At 54.5% G+C, this 21,058-nt stretch carries 20 protein-coding genes; 8 read left to right on the top strand and 12 right to left on the bottom strand.

Going from position 1 to position 21,058, the window contains the following annotated elements:
• Positions 1-142: 142 nt before the first annotated feature.
• Entirely contained in the window at positions 143-688 is a 546-nt protein-coding gene (locus SYN_RS14515) for a biotin transporter BioY (protein WP_011418987.1), read from the bottom strand.
• Positions 689-714: 26 nt separating this feature from the next.
• The gene (locus tag SYN_RS14510; protein WP_041585815.1) at positions 715-1,698 is read right to left on the bottom strand and encodes a biotin--[acetyl-CoA-carboxylase] ligase; all 984 of its coding nucleotides are present in this window, start codon (positions 1,696-1,698) and stop codon (positions 715-717) included.
• Positions 1,699-1,816: 118 nt separating this feature from the next.
• On the opposite strand from SYN_RS14510, the gene bioB reads away from it, so the two are divergent.
• A complete protein-coding gene (bioB, locus tag SYN_RS14505; protein ID WP_011418985.1) occupies positions 1,817-2,794 on the top strand; it encodes a biotin synthase BioB in 978 nt (325 codons plus the stop codon).
• A gap of 11 nt (positions 2,795-2,805) precedes the next feature.
• Complete coding sequence (locus SYN_RS14500) at positions 2,806-3,072, top strand: hypothetical protein (RefSeq protein WP_148202602.1); 267 nt, start codon at positions 2,806-2,808, stop codon at positions 3,070-3,072.
• Positions 3,073-3,240: 168 nt separating this feature from the next.
• Here SYN_RS14500 and SYN_RS14495 read toward each other — a convergent pair whose 3' ends face one another.
• Genes SYN_RS14495 through SYN_RS14480 form a run of 4 tightly spaced genes read right to left on the bottom strand, consistent with a single transcriptional unit; the run spans position 3,241 to position 6,880 of the window.
• Complete coding sequence (locus SYN_RS14495; RefSeq protein ID WP_011418983.1) at positions 3,241-4,365, bottom strand: iron ABC transporter substrate-binding protein; 1,125 nt, start codon at positions 4,363-4,365, stop codon at positions 3,241-3,243.
• Positions 4,355-5,155, bottom strand: a complete 801-nt coding sequence (locus SYN_RS14490) for an ABC transporter ATP-binding protein (protein WP_011418982.1) — start codon at positions 5,153-5,155, stop codon at positions 4,355-4,357. The genes SYN_RS14495 and SYN_RS14490 overlap by 11 nt, the downstream gene beginning before the upstream one ends.
• A complete protein-coding gene (locus tag SYN_RS14485) occupies positions 5,152-6,291 on the bottom strand; it encodes a FecCD family ABC transporter permease (RefSeq protein WP_237671299.1) in 1,140 nt (379 codons plus the stop codon). The genes SYN_RS14490 and SYN_RS14485 overlap by 4 nt, the downstream gene beginning before the upstream one ends.
• On the bottom strand, positions 6,245-6,880 hold the full coding sequence (locus tag SYN_RS14480) for an FmdE family protein (RefSeq protein ID WP_011418980.1): 636 nt from the start codon (positions 6,878-6,880) through the stop codon (positions 6,245-6,247). Before SYN_RS14480 ends, SYN_RS14485 begins: the two co-directional genes overlap by 47 nt.
• A 725-nt stretch (positions 6,881-7,605) precedes the next feature.
• On the opposite strand from SYN_RS14480, the gene SYN_RS14470 reads away from it, so the two are divergent.
• The 6 genes from SYN_RS14470 (at position 7,606) to SYN_RS14445 (ending at position 15,132) form a co-directional block, all read left to right on the top strand.
• On the top strand, positions 7,606-8,826 hold the full coding sequence (locus tag SYN_RS14470; protein WP_011418976.1) for a THUMP domain-containing class I SAM-dependent RNA methyltransferase: 1,221 nt from the start codon (positions 7,606-7,608) through the stop codon (positions 8,824-8,826).
• A gap of 212 nt (positions 8,827-9,038) precedes the next feature.
• Positions 9,039-9,851 carry a glutamate racemase gene (murI, locus tag SYN_RS14465; protein ID WP_011418975.1) on the top strand — a complete coding sequence of 271 codons (813 nt, stop codon included), beginning with the start codon at positions 9,039-9,041 and terminating at the stop codon, positions 9,849-9,851.
• 172 nt (positions 9,852-10,023) lie between these two features.
• Positions 10,024-11,727, top strand: coding sequence for a L,D-transpeptidase family protein (locus tag SYN_RS14460; protein ID WP_011418973.1), 1,704 nt, complete (start codon positions 10,024-10,026; stop codon positions 11,725-11,727).
• Between the two features lie 108 nt (positions 11,728-11,835).
• Positions 11,836-12,753 carry a cation diffusion facilitator family transporter gene (locus tag SYN_RS14455; protein WP_049750013.1) on the top strand — a complete coding sequence of 306 codons (918 nt, stop codon included), beginning with the start codon at positions 11,836-11,838 and terminating at the stop codon, positions 12,751-12,753.
• Positions 12,754-12,769: 16 nt separating this feature from the next.
• Entirely contained in the window at positions 12,770-14,821 is a 2,052-nt protein-coding gene (locus SYN_RS14450) for a response regulator (RefSeq protein ID WP_011418971.1), read from the top strand.
• Positions 14,818-15,132 (top strand): Hpt domain-containing protein, encoded by a 315-nt coding sequence (locus SYN_RS14445; RefSeq protein ID WP_011418970.1) that lies wholly within the window; start codon positions 14,818-14,820, stop codon positions 15,130-15,132. The genes SYN_RS14450 and SYN_RS14445 overlap by 4 nt, the downstream gene beginning before the upstream one ends.
• A 38-nt stretch (positions 15,133-15,170) precedes the next feature.
• Here SYN_RS14445 and SYN_RS14440 read toward each other — a convergent pair whose 3' ends face one another.
• The 6 genes from SYN_RS14440 to SYN_RS14415 form a co-directional block, all read right to left on the bottom strand.
• Positions 15,171-15,617: an ATP-binding protein gene (locus tag SYN_RS14440; RefSeq protein WP_011418969.1), complete on the bottom strand. Its 447-nt coding sequence runs from the start codon at positions 15,615-15,617 to the stop codon at positions 15,171-15,173.
• A gap of 3 nt (positions 15,618-15,620) precedes the next feature.
• Positions 15,621-15,965 carry an STAS domain-containing protein gene (locus SYN_RS14435; protein ID WP_011418968.1) on the bottom strand — a complete coding sequence of 115 codons (345 nt, stop codon included), beginning with the start codon at positions 15,963-15,965 and terminating at the stop codon, positions 15,621-15,623.
• Positions 15,966-15,976: 11 nt separating this feature from the next.
• Positions 15,977-17,185: a PP2C family protein-serine/threonine phosphatase gene (locus SYN_RS14430; RefSeq protein ID WP_011418967.1), complete on the bottom strand. Its 1,209-nt coding sequence runs from the start codon at positions 17,183-17,185 to the stop codon at positions 15,977-15,979.
• The gene (locus SYN_RS14425) at positions 17,185-19,641 is read right to left on the bottom strand and encodes a glycogen/starch/alpha-glucan phosphorylase (RefSeq protein WP_041585809.1); all 2,457 of its coding nucleotides are present in this window, start codon (positions 19,639-19,641) and stop codon (positions 17,185-17,187) included. The genes SYN_RS14430 and SYN_RS14425 overlap by 1 nt, the downstream gene beginning before the upstream one ends.
• A 133-nt stretch (positions 19,642-19,774) precedes the next feature.
• Positions 19,775-20,254 carry a VanZ family protein gene (locus SYN_RS15570; protein ID WP_011418965.1) on the bottom strand — a complete coding sequence of 160 codons (480 nt, stop codon included), beginning with the start codon at positions 20,252-20,254 and terminating at the stop codon, positions 19,775-19,777.
• Positions 20,255-21,043 (bottom strand): enoyl-CoA hydratase/isomerase family protein, encoded by a 789-nt coding sequence (locus SYN_RS14415; RefSeq protein ID WP_011418964.1) that lies wholly within the window; start codon positions 21,041-21,043, stop codon positions 20,255-20,257. It lies immediately after the preceding gene.
• Positions 21,044-21,058 lie beyond the last annotated feature (15 nt).

Genomic DNA, 21,058 nt, shown 5'->3' with positions numbered 1-21,058 from the left:
AAAACCCTCCATTTCTGGGTCGTCCTTACAATACCGTGCCGCCGGATCCTTCATCGGCTCATCAACGTACTTCGTTTGCGTGCCTGGGCCGCCTCTGCCCGTCTTGAAATCATCTTTAATCTGAACTGCTATCCCCTGCCGGTTATCGCTGTATGTAATTGCGGACCTTCAGGACAATCAGGGAGGCGGCAAGAATCTTGACGATATCACCCGGAATAAAAGGAAAAACACCGACGGCCAGAGCCTGGGCCGGGGAAAGTTTCGCCACAAAGGCGAGCTGAGCGGTTCCTATGCCATAGATGACGAGATGTCCCAGAATCATGGTGAACGACAGCCAGACTATTCCCGGTCGTTCTTTCATGCCGGCCAGGATGCCGATGATCCAGGCGCCGGCAATAAAGCCCAAGAGGTATCCGCCAGTCGGTCCCAGCAGAACCCCCAATCCGGCCTTCCCACCGGCAAAGACGGGCAGACCGATCAATCCCAGCGCCACATAAACGATCTGACTCAAAGCGCCCAAGGGTCCTCCGAGCAGGGCCGCGGCCAGGGCCAGGAAGAAATTCTGCAGGGTGATCGGCACCAGCGGCAGGGGAATCATGATAAAGGCACCGACGGCCGTCATGGCTCCGAAAAGAGAGGCATAGATCATCCCGAGCAGAGGGGATGCGGTGCGTCCTGATTTATTCATTATTTTGTTCCTCTTACATCCCGCCGTCAGACCGTGAGGAGGGTCACATCTCCGGAAAAAATCCGCTGAAGGGCCCCGTCGGATTCCTTCAGGATCAGAACCCCGTTTCCATCCACGTCCTGCACTTCGCCGATATACCGGCGTCCCGGCATCTCGACGGCGATCCGGCTTCCCACAATATCCGTCAGGAACTTCCAGCGCGAAAGGATGTTATCAAAATCGCCCTGGAGCAAAAGACTGTAATATTTTTCCAGAGCCTCCAGCCAGCTCTGGAGAAGGCGGATTCGCGGAAAAGGCCGCCCTGTTTCGATCAGTATGGAAGTTGCCGGGTATCGAAGATCGGAGGGGAAGGATGCCTGGGGGACATTTACGTTCAGACCCATTCCGATGACCGCAAAATCCACGGCATCCATTTCCGTTCCGATTTCAGTAAGGATTCCGGCCAGTTTGCGACCATTTGCCAGGATATCGTTGGGCCACTTGATCCGGATGGGCAGACCGGTTTGCGTCTCCAGGGCCTCGGTTGCCGCCACGGCAGCAAGGAGGGTGAGCTTCGGGGTTTCGCTGAGGGGGATGAGAGGGCGCAGGATCACGGTTGCGTAAATCCCCTGACTGTGAGGGGAAAACCAGGTCCTTCCCCGACGGCCCCGTCCCTGGGACTGCTCTTCGGCTATGACCAGGGCGCCCTCCGGAGCGCCTTCATAAGCCAGCGCCTTGCCCTGATTGTTGGTGTTGTCCGTTTGCTGGAAATGAAAGATCGGACCCCGTCCGATCAGGCGGGTGTTCAGGCCTTCCCGGATCTCGCCGGCCAGGAGACAATCAGGGATGCTCCGCAGGGCATACCCCCTTCGGGGGGAAGATTCGATGTCGTACCCCTCTTCCTTCAGCCTGCTGATCTGTTTCCATATCGCGGAGCGGGAAATTGCCAGCCTGGAACTGACCTTTTCTCCGGATACAAACCGTCCCTGTTCTTTCTTGAGGTATCGCAGCAACTGTTCCTTTGTGTTCATCGCGGCCTTGAATACCACCGAGGTTTCTTTTTGTCAACCCGTTATCATTTGCCGGTTGACAAAGGAGCCTGTCCTCTGATAGGCGATGTCTTCCATTACACGACAGGAGAAAATTTTGATGATACTGGATTCCACTGTAAATATGCTGGCACAGAAAATTCTCGACGAAGGGCCGCAAGCCCTTTCCTTTCAGGAAGCCTGCTCCCTGACCGAACTGCCGGCCCGGTCCATCCCCGATTTATTCCTCGCCGCCTGCAAAATCCGGCAGCATTATCAGAAGGATGACGTTGTGCTCTGCTCCATCCTCAACGCCAAATCCGGCGCCTGCGCAGAAAACTGCGCCTTCTGTTCTCAGTCAGGCCACCACCGGACAGACGTCGTAAAAAGGCCCCTTCTGTCCGCCGAGGCCATGATCGAGGAAGCTCGCCGGCTGGATTCAGCCGGCGCGACCCGTTTTTCCATGGTCACCAGCGGCAGCCGGTTGAACGCGGCGGAAATCGAAACGGTCGGCCAGGCGGCATCGGCCATTACGAAGTCCACCCGACTTACCGTATGCGCCTCCCTGGGGCAGTTGACCGCCTCTTCCGCGGAGCGCCTCAAGGCCGGCGGGGTCAGCGTTTATCATCACAACCTGGAAACAGCGCGAAGTTTCTTCCCTCAGATCTGCACCACCCACGACTATGAAGAAGATATCGAGACGCTCCTCATTGCCCGGAAAGCAGGGCTACGCCTCTGCAGCGGGGGCATTTTCGGCTTGGGAGAATCGTGGGAGCAGCGGGTGGAAATGGCCTTTACGCTGAGGGAACTGGACGTGGACAGCATCCCTATCAACTTTCTCAATCCTCTCCCGGGGACCCGGATGGCCGACCGGTCGCTTCTGCCGCCCATGGAGGCCCTGCAAGTCATCGCTCTGTACCGTTTTATTCACCCGGCAAAGCCTCTTCTGATATGCGGCGGGCGGGAAATCACGTTACGGGATTTTCAGTCCTGGATTTTCCTGGCGGGCGCCAGCGGCATGATCGTGGGCAACTACCTCACCACCCAGGGACGGGATATCGGGATGGACAGGGACATGATCCAGTCAGGCCTCTTTTGACGGGTTCCGGAATGAATAAAAAAGGGGGAAATGGGAATGCCGATTTCCCCCTTTTCGCTTTCTCTTCCTGTTCATTGGCCTGTCCGGACAATCTCTTCAGTTTCTGTGCAGTCAATAAGAATGTAACAAAGCAAAAAATCCGTCAATTGACAGGAAACATCACGCCGACGTGCGACCATCACAAACGCGACCTCCTGGCGAAGGTTGCGGAAACCCGGCACATCGCTCTGAATCGCCACAGCTGTCTGACTATCATTGTCGCAAGGGTAAAAGCCTAAAGTGCGCGGCGACTGTCGATATCCTGACATCCATCAAGGGCGTCCGGAACGAGACCCTGATTATGGCCCGCACAGTAATGAGATTGTCCGGCAACCGAATCAGGTGACTTTACGCACATGGTCAACAGCGCTGGTTTTGTTTCAAAGAAGGGCAACGCGATAGCTGCTCTAAGGGGTTTGCAAGGCCTTGTTCAGATCTACGGCCCGGCCGAGATCACCAAAGATTTTTTTCATCTCGCCGTAAATCGGTTTTCCTAAAAAGAAGGTATAGATCTCGTCGCATTTCTTTTGCAGGTTGAGATCGGCGAATCCCTCAGGGTAGAGGATTTTTCCCACTGTATAGGCGTCGGCGATCATCGTTTCGATGTTCGTAGCATAGTTGTTGAAGGGGTAGAGAAGATAAACCCGTTTTTTGCCGACGACCTTGAGATGTTGGTAGAAATCCGGTTTTTTCCGGTAATCCTGGGCGATCAAGGTCAGTCCCCCGGCGTCGAGAAAAAGGAAATCCGGATTCCAGGCAAGGAGCTGCTCGCGGTTGATGAACAGGTGGCCGCGTGTGGACACTTCCCGGGCCAGGTTGCGGGCGTTGACCCAGGCCAGGGGAGGATAATTCGCGTCGGTGGATTCGATGCCCTGAACGCCCTTCAGTGAAATCCCCCCTATATAGACCGTGGGCTTTCGATCCCGGGCCATCCGTTTCGTCCGGGCGAGGAGATTCTGGCGGTTTTTCTCTGTGAAAGCGATCACCGCCTCAGCCCGTTTCTCCTTGCCAAGGATTTTCCCGGCCAGCCGAAGTGATTCGTAGAGCTTTTCGTCGATGGTACCCACTCCAGTTTTTGAGTAGGCCAGGACCACCACAGGGATGCCGAGCCTCTTCTGGAGGGCGTCGGCCTTGGCCGGTTCCATGTGGGTGATGAAGATCGCATCAGGCGAAAGGCGCAGAACCGCCTCCAGGTCTGGATCCCGATTGATCTGGGCTGGGCCGCCGGGCCCGATGGAGGGAAGTCCGGCCAGGGAGGGATAGGCCAACTGATAGGAACGTCCTGCCGAGGGTTTTTTGTCGAAACTCTCCACGCCGACGATGCGGTCTGCTGCTTCCAGGTAGCACAGCAGCCGCAATGCGCCGCTGCTGACAGCAATGATCCGTCTGGGGGGCGCCGGCAGCTCGACGGCACGGCCCGCGACATCAGTGACCACAAGCGTCCTGGCCTGGGAGGCGGCGGGTGCCGAAAGAATGATGGCAAAAAACAAGACGATCACAGCCAGGGATTTACTGTCCATTTTAAATCGCATCGATGTGCTCCTTCAAGGGTTGTGATTCAAAAGGGCGAGGCCAGGGCACCATGACGGGGTAACCCTGAATCTCCTGCAGGAGGACCCGGACGCCGTAGACCTCTTCGATGATGGCCGCCGAAAGGGTTTCACGGGTCGCGAAGGCGTGGACTCGCCCTTCTTTGAGAAGCAAAAAACGGTCAGCAAAACGCAGGGCGGTGTTGACGTCGTGGAGCGACAGGATTGCCGTCAGGTCACGCTCCCGGACGGCCCTCTTCATAAGCTGCATTACTTCAACCTGGTTTCCCAGATCAAGGTTGCTCAGGGGTTCATCGAGTAGAAGCAATTCCGGCTCCTGAGCAAGGGCGCGGGCGATGATCACCTTCTGGGCCTCGCCCCCGCTGAGCTCGTTTACCGGGCGCAGGGCGAAAGCCTTTAAGCGCATCAGACTCAGGACCGCCTCCACCACCTCAAGATCCCGACGGGTTGCCGTCCACCGGATGTGAGGCCTCCGTCCCAGAAGGACCGCGTCATAGACAGTCAAAGGTTCGTTTCCATAGCGCTGCGGGACGTAGCCGACCATTCGGGCGATTTCGTCTCCCCGCAGGCGGCGGATATCCTGATTGTTGAGAAACACCGTCCCCCTATGGGCCTGAAGGATTCCGTTGAGGCACTTCAGGAGCGTAGATTTGCCTGCGCCGTTCTTTCCAAGGATGCCCAGGATTTGTCCCTTGTGGAGCTCGAAGGTCACACCGTCGAGAACAGGACGACTGTTGTAGGCGAACTCGATGCCGGAAACGGAGAGAATCATCGCGAAGTCCCCCGCAGGAGCAGAAAGAGAAAAAGCGGCGCCCCCATGAAGCTGGTGATGACCCCAACTGGAAGGGAGCCAGAACCAACGAAAATCCGGCCTAACGTGTCGGACCCCAGCAGCAGAAGCGCCCCCACCAGGCAAGATAGCGGGGTCAGCAGTCTATGGTCCGAACCCACAAGCTTGCGGGCAATGTGGGGTGCCAGCAGGCCGATGAAAGCGATCACACCTTGGAAGCAGGTGATTAGGGCAGCCACGAAGGCGGCCCAAAACATGCCACGCCGACGGAATCGGTCTACGTTTACGCCCAAGCCTCGGGCCACCTCTTCGCCGGCGGTTAAGGCGTTGAGATCCCACTGGCGCATTATGAAGTAACCCAGGGCTATGGAAGTGGCGATTCCCATAAGGCCGATGTCCCGCCAAGTAGCGCGCGCTACATCCCCGAAGGTCCAGAAGACGACAGCCGCGATCTCTACATCCGCGGCGAAATACTGAAGCAGAATCGTTCCGGAAGTGAAGAGTGCCGATAGGGCTACCCCGGCGAGGATGACCGCCTCAGCGGACATCTCTCTGAGACGGGCTATGGCCAGAATGGATAGCGTAGCCGCCAGAGCGCCAGCAAAGGCTAAAAGGGTGATGGAATAGACCCCGTGCAGGGCCCACTGGCCGGAGGCAGCGGTGCGCAGGGCGCTGCTCTGGAATCCGCCGGCGCCCAGGATAACAATGGCAAAGGCCGCCCCGAAGGCCGCCCCGTGGCTGATACCCAGTGTCGATGCCGAAGCGAGAGGGTTTTTCAGAAGGCATTGAAAGACTGTGCCCGTAAGGGCCAGTCCACTGCCGGCGATGACCGCCGAGGCGATCCGGGGCAGGCGGATTTCCCATATTACTGCCCGCATTGCCCCTTCCCCTTGGCCCATTAAGGTCAGCAGGACATCCCTGATGGAGAGACTATAGGAACCCACAACTATGGCCAGGAGCATCAGAATAACGAGCAGAGCAAAGCAAGAGAAGAGTATGAGAATTTTCCCCCGGACTGCCGTTCGATAGGCAAGCGTTGGCGGACTGGTGACTGCGACGGCCATGGCAAAGTCACCTTTCTTCCGGTTGGAGGCAGTCGCGGCAGACCTCTCGTCCATCGAGAACGACCAGTTTCGAGCCCATGGCAGGTTCGCCGCAACGGGCGCAGAGACGGGAGGGCTCCCTCCGAGCCTTGGGAGGGAGCGTCCGGTTGATAGGTTGAATATTAAAAAGGGTTTCAATGGGTTTTTGCAGAATCTCAAGAGCCTTTTGACTGTGGATCTTCCAAAATTCAGCGGTCTCATGCGGAGTTGCGGTCATCTGATGCACCTTTTCCATGAGCGTCAAGTGACGCTCGTTCATCTCCATAACCCCGGCTTTGAGGGCAACGCGCACCCCACGTCCTGATTTTCGTTCGATAAGAGTGAAGACGTGTTTGCCATGGTCCTGATAGATGAGGTTTCCCTTGCCGAAAGTACAGCCAGTCAGGACCTGGAGGGCATCGACGCCGCATGCGTCTGTCTCTACGATGGCCACCAGTTCCTCATCTTCGGCACGCTCCCCGCAAAGTGCCGCCAGGGCCGCCTGTGCAGCCCGGTAACCAACGGCCAGACCGGGGCAATCGTGGCCGTGGAAGGCTACACAGCATTTGTAATCCTCCGGGTTTTCACCGTGAGACCAATCGGTTTTTATTTTATCTTTCTGCATAATGTACCTTCAACGCTGCAGTGATGTAATAATTTGGGAAAATTCGTCCTTGGAGCAACATCAAAATTCTTGATAATATTTTTTAGAATAAGGTAACACCGATGTCAATTTCTTTCTGGATTTTTATTGTGCGCTGTTTTTATCGATTGCAGCAGGGGAGATGGTCAGGGAAGAAAATATGGCATCGTTATCATATCAGAAAACAGATTCTTGAATGGCATATGTCTGGATAAATCCGTTCCCTGAAAATTCCGTGTAACGATCAAATTGATCGCTGCTCGTTTCCAGTCCATAGAGTTGAGTGCTGATAAAATCTATGGACAGCTTGAGGAAGAAATATTTCTTGTCTCGCACGCTGCTTTATATTGTTCACTGCTGCTTTCAAAAACAAAAGAGACCATGCGAAACCTTGTCCGGAGAAGGGGAAAGTGGCAAATCCTCTTCACAAAAACCGTATTTTCTCAAATTTTCTGTCACCGGAAGGAGCCCGTCTTATAAAAGTATGGAAATATAAGGCACATCAAAGTATGTATGAAACGTGACGCCATGTTCCGACTGTCCTGGTGCATTCCATTATCTCCCTGCGGAAGGGACGCCAGGCGGTGGAAAAAGTCGATCCGGACACCGCGTTAAGCAATGTGCCGCGCGGCCGGAAGAAGTTGTCAATGTCGGCGCTATGAAAGGGCCGCCGGGCGAACAGAACAACAAAAGGAAAAGGCGCGACCATGAATTCAAGACGCATCTCCCTCTGGAAGAAATTCAGCAGGATCCTGGTGACCTGTCCAAAGGGAATCGCTCCGTACCTGAAAAACGAAATCGAATCCCTGGACTTTCCGGTCGATTATGAGCGGGAGGCTGCCATCCTGACCGAGGGAACCCTGGAGGATTCCCTGCGTCTGAATCTTCATCTGCGTACGGGACACCGCGTTCTCTATCTTCTGGCCGAAGGTGCGGTGAATGATCCCAACGAACTCTATCGCTGGATTGCCGGCCTGTCCTGGGAAAGCATTCTGCATGAGGACGGGTATCTCTGCGTGACTTCCACCGTGGATCACCCCTCGATTCGGGACACGCGTTTTGCCAACCAGAAATGCAAGGACGCCATTGTCGACCGTCTTCAGCGAATCTGCGGGCGGCGGCCGGATTCCGGTCCGGCGCGGGATCGGGCGGTGGTGCATCTCTTCTGGAAGGGGACGAGGGCGCAGCTTTATCTGGATACGTCCGGAGAGCCCCTCTCCCGCCGGGGATACAGGAAGATCCCCGTTCAGGCCCCCATGCAGGAAACCCTTGCGGCGGCTATTGTCCTCGCCACGGGCTGGAACGGAAAAGGCCCCTTTGTCAATCCCATGTGCGGCAGTGGAACGATTGCCATCGAAGCCGCCCTGATCGCCCTGAACCGCGCGCCGGGCCTGTTGCGAAGCAATTTCGGCTTTCGGCATATCAAAGGATTTCCTGCAGCTCTGTGGAAGGAACTGCGAAGAAAAGCACAGGAAAAGGCTGCCCGCCGTTTCCCGGGACAGATCATCGCCACGGATATGGACCGGCGGGCCATCGCCGCCGCGGAGCAGAACGCCGTCAACGCCGGCGTTCAGAACTGGATCCGTCTGGCCGTTTGCGATTATACGGAAACGGATATTCCCCCGGAAGCGGGAATCGTGATCATGAATCCTCCCTACGGAGAGCGTCTGGGAAATGTGCAGAAGCTGGAAAAAACGTACGCCGGAATGGGAAATTTCCTCAAAAACGCCTGTCCGGGCTACCGGGGATTCATCTTTACAGGGAATATCGAGCTGGCCAGGAAAGTCGGTCTGAAAACCCGGCGCCGCCTTGTCTTCTTCAACAGCGGCATTGAATGCCGTCTTCTGGAATACGAACTTTACGAGGGAAGCTACAGGGACAGGATGCCGCCGAAAGAGGAAGAACTGCGCCATCCCGAGGGGAACTGACCGATCATATCCGAACGAACCGTCTTTTTAAAGAATCATCATAGGGAGAAAGACGACGGAGCATCCGACCGATGTTCAGCAGCTGGAATGGGCACTCTCACCTTGCAAATCCGGAGCAAATGAGCTATCAGGCAGCAGTATCCCGCGCAGCGAAGGATACCCGCTCCTGCTTATTGCATTGACACGGATCTTATGGAGAAATACCGTCAAACATGAATAAAAATTCGCCTGAACTTCACCCCATCGGTGTTTTTGATTCCGGCGTCGGCGGGTTGACTGTTGTCCGGGCCTTGATGGAAAGGCTGCCTTTCGAAAATATCCTTTACTTCGGAGATACGGCCCGGGTGCCCTACGGCGTGAAATCCGTGGAAACCATCAATGCCTATGCCCGGCAGATCACGGAATTTCTGCTCCGTCAGGAAGTCAAGCTCCTCATCATTGCCTGTAACACGATGGCCGCCGTGGCCCGCCAGTCCGTCGAGTCTCTTTCCCCTGTTCCGGTTCTCGATGTCATCGATGCCGGCGCCCGCCGTGCCGTGGCGGAAACCCGGACGCACTCCGTGGGGGTCATCGGCACGCCTACCACGATCAACAGCAATGCCTATGCCCGGGCCATCTGCCGGCTGGCGCCGGAAACCCGCATCTTTTCGCAGGCCTGTGCCCTGCTTGTCCCCCTGGTGGAGGAAGGCTGGCTCGACCATCCCGTCACCCGCCTGACCGCTCAGGAATACCTGCGGCCCGTGCTCGCCGAACACATCGATACCCTGGTCCTCGGTTGCACCCATTATCCCCTGCTCAAGGCGCTTCTGCAGGATGTTGCCGGCCCGGACATTCACCTGGTGGATTCCGCCGAGGCGATGGCCGATGCAACCGCCGAGCTGTTGCAGGTTCAACATCTCACCAACCCCGAACGTATCCCTCCGGAATACCGTTTCTACGTAACGGACGTCCCCCTCCGCTTTCAGCAGATCGGCGAGCGTTTCCTCGGCCGGTCCCTGCCCGGCGTCGAACGGGTCCAATTGTAGTGGAGTGACCCGCGAAGGGGTGAGGGGCTGCGGGCCTTCCTTCAAATGGGCGGCAGGGAGGCAAATTCCCTCTTCCCAAACTCGGTTCCTGTGCTATACTTCTAAAAAGTGGATCTTTCGGAAAAGGCAGTTTTTTTCTCCTTCTCGATGTTAGAAATCAGGGGGAATAAAAGTGAATTGTTCTGCAGGAAAGACGGTTTCTGTCATTTTTTTGTCATTGGCGTTCCTGCTGACCGTTTTCTGTTCCCGCTCTCTGTCGGCGGATGAACCCGTCGATGAAACGACCGCGGCGATTCGGAAGCGGTTGGAGACAATGGACGGTCGCAACCTGACCCTCCGTTCCGGGGAGACCCTCCGCTTTCCCGCGGAATTGAGAATCTTCTATACCCGCCGCGGATTCCGGACCGCGTGGACCGATCATGACGGCATTCTTCCTGTTGCCGCCTCCCTCAGGAACGCCCTTCTTAAGGCCGCTCTCCATGGACTGGAGCCTGAAGAATATCACCTCTTGTCTCTGGAAAGGCTGTTTTCCCAGATCAGGAAAGGCGTCGGCATCGATGGAGCGCTTTTTGCGGAAAATCGCATGGAACTCGATCTCCTTCTGACGGATGCCTTTTTCCTGTACGCCGCCCATCTGGCCTCGGGAAAGGTGAATCCTGAAACGGTTGATGCCCAGTGGTTTCTGCGAAAGCGACCTTCCCCCAATCTGCTCCGCACCCTCGAACAGGCCCTGAGTTCGGCAGAGGTGGAATCGATCCTGGAAAACCTTGCCCCTTCCAGCCCGGCTTACGCCAATCTGAGGAAGGCGCTCAGCAAATACAGGGATATCGAGCGCCGGAGAAAATGGCCTGTCATGATGGAAGGGATTCGTCTGAAGAAGGGAGATCGGAGCGAACAAGTTGCCCTGCTGCGGGAGCGCCTCGATGTCCCGGAAGTGTTTCCCTTCTGGGAGGACAGGGAAGACGGCGAGGGTAAGTATCTGTTCGACGAATATCTCGAGAGGGCGGTCAAGGCGTTTCAGAAGAGTCATGGATTGATTGCCGACGGCGTCGCCGGTTCAGAGACCCTGGAAGCCATGAATGTCACCGCGGCTGAGCGGGTTCGCCAGATCAAAGTCAATCTGGAGCGTCTCCGCTGGATACCTGATGATCCTGGAGATCGGGCGGTGATTATCAATATCCCGGAATTTCGCTTAAGAGTCCTGGAAAAGGAAAAAGAGGTTTTCAACAGCCGGATTGTTGTTGGAAAATACGCCCAGAACACCCCGGTTTTTGGCAGCCGCATCACCCATTTCATCCTGAATCCCTACTGGCACGTTCCCCGCAGCATCGCCGTCGAGGAAATTCTGCCTCTGATCAAACAATCTCCTGAATATCTGAACTGGGAAGATATGAAAGTGCTGTCCGGCTCAGGGGCTAAAACGAGAATCGTCCCGCCCTGGACCATCGACTGGGAGAACATGACCGCCCGCGAGTTCAATTACCATCTCCGCCAGGACCCGGGTCCGAGAAACCCTCTTGGCCGGATAAAATTTTATTTTCCCAATCCTTATGATGTTTATCTGCACGATACACCGTATCTCCATCTTTTTGAGCAGAAAAAGAGAAATTTCAGTCATGGATGCATTCGTGTTGAGAACCCGGTGGAGCTGGCTGTCGTCCTGCTCGGAGGAAATTCCATAGAAACCAGGAAACAGCTTCTGTCCGCGATTGAGACGGGTAAACGGAAGCAGTTCCAGCTTCGTCAACCCGTCTCAATCAGAGTTTTTTACTTCACCACCTGGGCTGAGGCCGATGGAACGGTCCATTTTCGCAAGGACATATACAATCATGATCTGCCCCTGCAAAAAGCCTTGGAAAAGACCGGCCTTCCCTGACGGCGGCAACGTGGCCCGTTCCTTGTCGAAGCCTTTCCGCCGATTCTGAACTTTTTGAAAATTGACGGCTCCTTCCATAAAATCCCGGGTCCGAAAAAGAGGAGCGTTATGACGGGACACCATCCTCAACATATTTCCTGGGGCAATAGACTTCTGATGACCATGATGCTGAATCTGGTGATTCCCGTGGTCCAGATTATCGGCGGTATACTGGCCGGCAGTATGGCGCTGATCAGCGATGCGCTCCACAATCTCAGTGATTTTACCTCCCTTCTGATCAGTTATGTGGCTCTGCGCATGGGGGAACGCCAGCCGACGGTTTCTCAGACGTTCGGCTACAAACGGATTGAAGTCCTGGCCGCCCTGGTGAATGTGAGTCTGCTTTACGGCGTTGCGATTTTTATCGCCATTGAGGGATGGCAGCGTCTGCTGGCGCCTCAGGTGATCAAGGGGCAACTGGTTGTATGGATCGCCCTGGCCGGCTTGGCGGGTAACGCTTTTTCAGCGGTTCTGCTGCATGCCGGGGCAAAAACCAATATCAATATCCGCAGTTCTTTTCTGCACATGCTTACCGATGCCCTGACCTCTCTGGGCGTGGTCGTTTTAGGGATCATCTGGCTTTACAGGCCGTGGTACCGACTGGATACCTTGGTTTCCTGGGGGATTGTCGCCCTAATTTTTTACGGCGGCTGGGGAATACTGAAGGAAACATACCAGATTCTCATGAACGCCACCCCTCCGGGCATCAGCGTGAAAGAGATCAAGCGGGCCGTCGAAGCTATTGAGGGAATACGGGAAATCCATCACATTCATGTCTGGACGCTCTCACCCGACAGGGCTGCCCTGGCCGCCCATATCATTGTGGACGATCAGATGTTGAGCCAGGTTGATTTGCTTGTTTCCCGGGTTCGCGAACTTCTGTGGAGCCGCTTCGGCATCGATCATCCCACATTGCAGTTCGAAACCCGATCAGAGGACAATACTTTCCTCCTGTGCTGTCCAAAGGAACACAACCATCATCACTAAAGGGGAATGACTTGATATGGCCAAGGATCTTGCAGAAATACTGACGGAATACAATCAACAGATAGGCCGCCAATTTGCGGAATTCCTTTATCGGGGAGACGCCAGCAATCGTTATAAAGACCGTCCCTTTGAAGAGCTTTTAATCACCACATCGGAAGTTATGGAAGCAAATGTTGCCGTGCTCCTGCGAAAGGACTTTTCCAAACTGGACGCCTTTATCGCCAAAATCAGTAAAATGCGGCTTGAAGGGGGGTTCTCTCTTCCGGAAGTCCAGCGTGCCTTTGAAATTTATCGAACACTTCTGGTACCCATCCTGGTGAAAGAGCTGAAAGGCGATGCCTTGCTCAATGCTCTGCAGAAAGTCAACGATCTGATGATTGATACGATCACCCAATTCAGCGAATACTTTCTGAATCAGGCTGAAAAGGCGCTGTTTGAGGCAAAGGAAGAAGCCGAAGCGGCGAACCGGGCCAAAAGCGATTTTCTTGCCAGTATGAGCCACGAAATACGCACGCCCATGCATGCCATCCTCGGCATGGCGGAGCTCCTCCTGGAAACGCCCCTGTCCCCCGAACAGCAGCGCTATGTGGAAATTTTCAGAAATGCGGGGGAGAATCTTCTGAATATCATTAACGACATTCTGGATATTTCCAAGGTGGAGGCGGGTCACCTTGAACTTGAAAACATCGAATTCGATCTCGGAGAAATTATTGAAAGAACAGTTGAAGCACTGGCTATCCGCGCTCATGGCAAGGGACTGGAACTGGCCTGCCATATCCTGCCCGATGTTCCCGTTAATCTGATCGGCGATCCTGTCCGCCTGCAGCAGATCCTGATCAACCTGGTGGGCAATGCCATCAAATTCACGGAGAAGGGCGAGGTTGTCGTTCATGTCGAAAAGTCGACGGAGCTCACGGGCGGTCCGGAAACCGGTACGGAAGAAGGTGGGAAGGTGGAACTCCTTTTCTCCATTGCGGATACGGGCATCGGCATCCCACAGGAAAAAATCGACAAGATGTTTGAAAAATTCACCCAGGCCGATTCATCCACAACCCGAAAGCACGGCGGAACAGGGCTTGGCCTGTCCATTTCCAGGCGCCTGGTTGAGATGATGGGGGGACACATCAGGCTGGATAGTGAAGTAGGCAAAGGAACGACTGCTACCTTCACCGCCCGTTTCAGTGTTCAGGCGGAGGGGAAAAAGTTGGCCGAAATTGTTGAAGCCGGTGTGGAAAAACTCACAGGGCTTCGGACTTTCATCATCGATGACAACGCCACCAACCGGATGATTCTGCGGGAGATTCTGTCCGGCTGGGGAAGCTGCTCGGACGAAGCGGACGGCGGTGAAAGAGGAATTGTAAAGATGCAGAAGGCCAGGGAGGCGGGCAAACCCTATGATCTGCTTCTGCTGGACTACCAGATGCCCGGCCTCGACGGATTCGGTGTTGCGGAACGCATTCAGCGGAACCCTTCGCTTGCCGGGATTCCGATCGTCATGCTCACCTCGGATCTGGGCAGGGGCGATCCCCGCAGATTCCGTGAGCTGGGTATCGCGAGTTTCCTGACCAAACCGGTCAAGCGCGCCGAACTCAAAAATGCCATTCTGACGACGATCAGCAAGACAAAAGTCGCTGGGCGGAAACCCGCTCCACAGGCTCCGGCCGCACCGGAATCCCATCGCCCCCTTTCCATTCTGCTGGCGGAAGACTCAGAGGACAACCGTCTGCTTTTAATGTCCTATCTCAAAAGCCGGCCTTACCGGATCGATATCGCTGAAAATGGTGTCATCGCTCTGGATAAGTTCAAAACAGGCCGATATGATCTTGTGTTCATGGATATTCAGATGCCTGAGATGGACGGCTATACGGCAACCCGGGAGATCCGGAAATGGGAAAGAGAACATCAGCTCCGGGAAACGCCGATTGTCGCCCTGACGGCCTATGCTTACAAGGAAGATCGCCGCAAGAGCCTGGATGCCGGCTGCAATGGACATCTGGTGAAACCCATCAAAAAAGCCGTCCTGTTGGAGGCCATTTCGGAATACACAGAAGAGGAGGCAGAATCATGACAGAGGAGCTGAAGGAAAAAACCGTTGTCCGGATCGATCCCGATCTTGCCGACCTGATTCCCGGCTTTCTTGAAAACCGGCGCAAGGACATTGCATTGATCCTGTCGGCGCTGGAGCAGGGGGATTATGAGACCATCCGGATTCTGGGACACAGCATGAAAGGCTGCGGCAGTGGTTACGGATTCGACTCGATCACCGATCTGGGCCGCTCTCTGGAAGAGGCTGCCAAGAGCGGTGATGAAGAAGATATTAAAAGAAAGACCGCCGAACTGTCCACCTATCTGGATTCGCTGGACATCGTTTATGAATAGTAAGGCAGGCCTTTCCTGTGCCGGGCAATTTCCTGAAATTATACGGATGGTCCCTGTTTTCTCAGATACTTGCTCATGGTGAGGATGTTGCGCCCGCTCACGGTTTCGTAACTGACCTCGTCCATGAGGGCATGCATGATGGGAAGCCCCATGCCGCTTTCCGGAACGGTTTCCAGATTCTGAGGGTCGAAACGAAGAAGTTTGACTTTCGGTGACTTCAGACTGTCTCCCTGGTCAGAGATTTTGAATGTGATCCGATCCCGAAAAAGCAGAACATCCACTTCCACGGGATGTCCCTGCTCGGAGTGATAGGCGTGCTTCGTCGCGTTGCTTACCGCTTCCACGACACAAAGCTCAAGCTGATAGCAACTGAGTTCGTCGAGAGACAACGCATTGGCGATGCCTCGCACGGCCTCTCCAACGAGAGAAACATTCTCTATTCTGCTTTCAATCATCAACTTGATATTGCTGCCCGCCGGTTCCATTTTTCAAGCCTTTCCGGAAAGAGATCTGACGGCCTCATCTTCTGACGGAAAAATATCGAATACCCGATTCATGCGGGTCAGGCGGAACAGACTCATGACCGTCTCCTTAACGGCGCAGATCACAAGATCACCTTCCGTTCCAATCTTTTTGAGGCTTGAAACAATAGCGCCAAGGCCGCTGCTGTCGATAAAATCAACTTCCGTGAGATTGAGCACGATCCGCTTGTTTCCGGCGCCGATCCAGTTGCTCATCTTTTCTTTAAATTCCGTTGCGGTAGCGGCGTCGATCCTTTTTTCCAAAGGTTTTACGATCAGGACATCCCCATTTTTTGTCTGGTGTAATTGCATGATTTACCACCTCAGGTGTTTATTTTCCTCTTCTTGAATTCAATGCCCAGGAGACTTACATCATCCTGAAGGTTTGCTCCCTTGACATAATTCTGAATTGCGGCAACGATCTCATCCAGAATCGCGCTGATCGGCTTTTGGATCAGACTTTTCACAACGTCATAAAACCGTTTCTCTCCGAAAATTTCCCCTTCTTCATTTGTAAATTCAAACACCCCATCGGTATAGAGCAGGATCTTGTCTCCTTCCCGAACCGTCTCCTCTCCCTCTTCAAAGGGCAGGATTCCATCCAGACCGATGATGGTGCCCCCTTTGTCAAGCAGCTTGAATGCTCCGTCTTGATGGAGAAGAAGAGGCGGTGGATGAGCGGCGTTACTGTAAACGAGACTTCCTTCGCGGAGATTGACGATCAGGTAGATGATCGTCAGAAACTTTTCGAAACGATCCCAGGGGTATTCTCCATCCAAGGCCTTCAGAACCTCCTGCGGAGGCACGATTTCGTAGTCGGGACAGGCCACGGACCCGGGTATTTTCCTGATGGTATAGCCCATATGGGGCTGGAGTGCCTGGGATACGGAAAACGTCACGAGGGCCGCAGGCACTCCATGGCCGCTGATGTCGATCATGTAAAATCCGATGTGGTCCTCATCGAGACGGAGCACGTTGAAAATGTCGCCGCCGATCTGTTCGGAGGGCATAAACTTCCACGCGATATCCAATCCCTCTATCTGAGGAATTTTCTGTGGCAAAAGACTTCGCTGGATTCCGGCAGCCGCCTGGAGATCCTCATCCAGACGTTTCTGTTTTTCCGTCAGTTCAGCGTTGGCGAGGATCAGCTCGTAGGTCAGATGGCGGATCTTAAACTGATTTTCGATGCGGGCCATCACTTCTCCCCGGTCAAAAGGCTTGGTAATGTAATCCGCACCACCGATTGCCAGACCTTTGATCTTGTCAGCCGCCTCAGACCGCGCAGAAAGAAAAATGACGGGGATGTCTCTGGAGCAGGAATCGCCCTTGATGCTCCGGCAGACCTGATAGCCGTCAATGCCGGGCATGACGATATCCAGGAGAATCAGATCCGGTTTCCATGCTTTCACCTGCCTCAGACCGTCCTCGCCATCGTGAGCTTCCGCAATGTCATAGCCGGCCTTCCTGAGGAAGCGGGCGAGCAATGCCCGGATGTCCGGGGAATCATCAATGATCAGGATTTTTTCCTTCATTACCCTTCCTTGACGGATTCTGTATTCCAGATGAGTCCAGCGTACTCGGAAACGGCTCTGTCACTGGAGAATTTTCCGGAACGGGCAATGTTCAGAATGGCTTTCTTTGTCCAGGAGGCGGTATTCCGGTATTCCTTCTCTATCTTTTCCTGAACCCGGATGTACGATATAAAATCCGGCAGATGGAAGTAGTAGTCTTCTTCGTTCATGAACCGATGATAAATCCACTGAAACAGTCCCGGTTCAGAAGGGGAGAATACATTGTCGCGGAAGGCGTCGATGACCAGTCGGATTTCCGGGTGGCGGTGATAATATTCCGTCGGGCGGTAGGAAGATTTCCGTTCCATCTCCGCGATCTCCTCTGCTTTCAACCCGAATATGAAGATGTTTTCCGCTCCGACTTCCTCGAGCATTTCCACATTGGCGCCGTCCAGGGTTCCTGCCGTCAGGGCGCCGTTCAACATGAACTTCATGTTCCCCGTTCCGGAAGCCTCCGTTCCGGCCATGGAAATCTGCTCGCTCAGATCCGCGGCCGGGATGATCTTCTCCGCCAGCGAGACACGGTAATCGGGAAGAAAGACGATCTTCAGGGCGTCCTGCACCCTTTTATCCGAATTGATGACCTGACCCACGTTGTGAATCAGCTTGATCATCTGCTTTGCCACCCAGTATCCGGGTGCGGCCTTCCCGGCAAAAATAAAGGTTCTGGCGACGGTGTGCTTTTTTTCTCCCCGGATAATCCGCAGATACTCGTAGATGATATGCATGACCTTCAGCAGCTGGCGCTTGTATTCATGAATCCTTTTGACATGAACATCGAAGAGCGATTCGGGATTTACGGTAATCCAGGCAGTCCTGGATATCGTTCCACCCAGACGCTCCTTGTTGGCCAGCTTGATTTTGCGGAACTCCTTCTGGAAGGCCGGTTCATCGGCGTACGGTTCCAGTCTTTTGAGCTGGGAAAGATCGGTTATCCAGGCATCTCCGATCGTTTTGCTGATCAGTTGCGCAAGTTGCGGATTGGCCTTGAGAAGCCAGCGTCGCTGGGTGATGCCGTTGGTGATGTTGACGAAACGGTCCGGCCACATCGCATGGAAGTCGGCGAAATTATTTTTTTTCAGGATGTCCGTATGGAGAGCGGAGACCCCGTTGATTGAATGAGAGCCGACCATGGCCAGATGGGCCATGCGGACCTGCTTGTTTTCTCCCTCCTCGATGAGAGACATCCGCCGGAGAAGATCTACATTGCCGGGATGAAGATAAGTCACCTTCTGGAGAAAGCGCGCATTGATTTCATAAATGATCTGGAGATGACGGGGGATAACCTGCTCCAGAAGGCTGACCGGCCACTTCTCCAGAGCTTCGGAAAGGATCGTGTGGTTGGTATAAGCCAGAGTTTTCTGTGTCAACTCCCAGGCATGATCCCAGGGAAGGGCGTATTCATCCACGAGAAGCCTCATCAGTTCCGCTACCGCCAGGGATGGATGGGTATCGTTCATCTGAATGGCTACGGCATGGGGAAAACGATCAAAATTCTCGTGATCCTTGAGATAACGGCGGACAATGTCCCTCAGGGAGCAGGCCACCAGAAAGTATTCCTGCACCAGGCGGAGCTCCTTGCCTGATTTCAGGGTGTCCAGAGGATAAAGCATTTTGGTGATCGTTTCGGAAGCGACCTTCTGTTCCACCGCCCGGAAGTAGTCACCTTCATTGAAGATCTGGATGTCAAAATCCGTGGAAGATCCCGCCCCATAGAGGCGCAGCCAGTTTACCGTCTTCCCCCCGTAGCCGACAACGGGAGTATCGAAGGGAATGCCCATGATCACCTTCCAGTCGAGCCACATGGGGTTGTAATCACCCGCACGGTCCTGGAAGTGTTCTATCCTGCCGTAGATGGGAACAATGCATTTTTCGTCGGTGCGCTTGATCTCCCAGGGATTGAATTCCGCCAGCCAGTTGTCCGGTTTTTCCTTCTGGTAGCCATTGTCGATTTCCTGTTTGAAGAGGCCGTATTCGTAATGGATCCCGTAGCCGAAACCGGCAATGGAAAGCGTTGCCATGGAATCGAGAAAGCAGGCCGCCAGACGTCCCAGGCCTCCATTCCCGAGACCCGCGTCGTTTTCCTGCTCCTGGACCTCTTCGATGTCGATTCCCGCATCCGCCAGAACGTTCCGACATACGTCGATAAGACCGAGATTGTGAAGGGCATCGCCAAGCAATCGACCGATCAGGAATTCCATGGAGAGATAGTAGACTCTCTTGGCTTTTGCCTGCTGATATCTCCGCTCCGTTTCGAGGATTTTTTCCGTCATCTGATCCCGCAGAGAAAATGCCGTTGCCAGAAAAAGATCCCGACACTCTTTAGAAGAAGCTTCCTTGCAGAGAGAACAGCGGAGATGGTAATCCATCGATGCCTTCAAGGAAGACTTCGAACTCTGTAAATAATCTGGTTTCATAAGCAGATCCTGAAGGGTGTTATTTAAAACATTATGAGGGCGGTCGGTGAACTTGTCAATCAAAATGAGTTCATGTCTGCAAAAAATTCAGCCGGCCTTAAAAGACAGCGGCGGAATCAGGCCTTGCCGGGGGTTATCCTGATCCGATTGATTGGAGGGAAACAGGTCTGGATATTTTTACTCTGGCGAACATCACAATCTGTGAAAAAACGCCGCCCATTGAATCGATGCCCACATCTACAAGAGAAGAAGTCCTCGAAGCAATCCATGACTGATGAAATTCATCGCCCAGCGCGTAGAACACCACCCCGATCACGGCGCAAACCGCCCAGCGCAGGCGCCATCCCTGCGGATCGTTGCCGCGGAAGGCGCGAAAGAAAAGAAGCCCCAGGATAAAATACTCGGCGACATGACCGGCCTTCCGAATACATCCATGCAGCAGATCCATATCCTGCGACGAGAGCCGGGGGAACAGGAAATGCAGGAGCGGACCGATGAAACGGGAGGTATGTTCCGCGGAAAACGTCCCGGTGGACATCCAGAAGATCATCCCCATCCAGAGAAGGACGGGAAGCCAGTATCTTATGAACCTGTTTTTCAATGGTTCTGCCATCTATTTTCCTTTGAAAAGGGGAGGCCGTTTCTCCAGAAAGGCCTTTGCCGCCTCGATGTGGTCTTCCGTTTCCGAGAGCAGCGACAACTGGGAAGAGATGTAGTCAAGGTGCGATCGCAACGTGCTTGTCTGTGCCTGATAGACGGCCCTTTTCATCATCTGGACGGCCAGCGGCGGCCGGCTCGCTATTTTCTCCGCAAGGGCGAGGGTTTCTTCCATAAGACGGTCGTGAGGGACGACACGGTTCACCATGCCGAGCCGGAGGGCCTCTTCGGGACGAATCGGATCCCCTGTGAGAAACAACTCAAGCGCTTTGGAAACGCCGACCAGACGCGGCAGGAAATAGGCTCCACCGTCCCCCGGAACAAGGCCCATGAGGATATAGGATTCAGCAAGCTTCGCTTTGTCCGAGCAGATTCTCATATCGCACATGAGCGCCATGTCCAGGCCCGCGCCCATGGCCGCGCCGTTGATGGACGCGATCACCGGTTTGTCCAGGTCTTCCAGGGCCAGGACGATGCGATGGACCCCTTCCCAGACGTAGTTCTTCATATCCCAGGAACGGAGTTTTCCCTCGGCCATGTCCCTGATGTCGCCGCCCGAACAGAAGGTGTCCCCCTTTCCGGTTACGACAACGACACGGACCCGGTCATCCCGGCCGGCTTCCGACAGGTATTCGCGCCAAAGCCGGATCATTTCGGGGCTGAAGGCATTCTTTACCTCCGGCCGGTTAAGGGTGATTCGGGCACAATGGTTCTCAACGGCATACAGCACAGGGTCTTCATTCATGATCTTTTTCTCCGT

Source organism: Syntrophus aciditrophicus SB (assembly GCF_000013405.1).
Lineage (GTDB): Bacteria > Desulfobacterota > Syntrophia > Syntrophales > Syntrophaceae > Syntrophus > Syntrophus aciditrophicus.
This window is presented reverse-complemented; position numbering and strand designations above follow the sequence as displayed.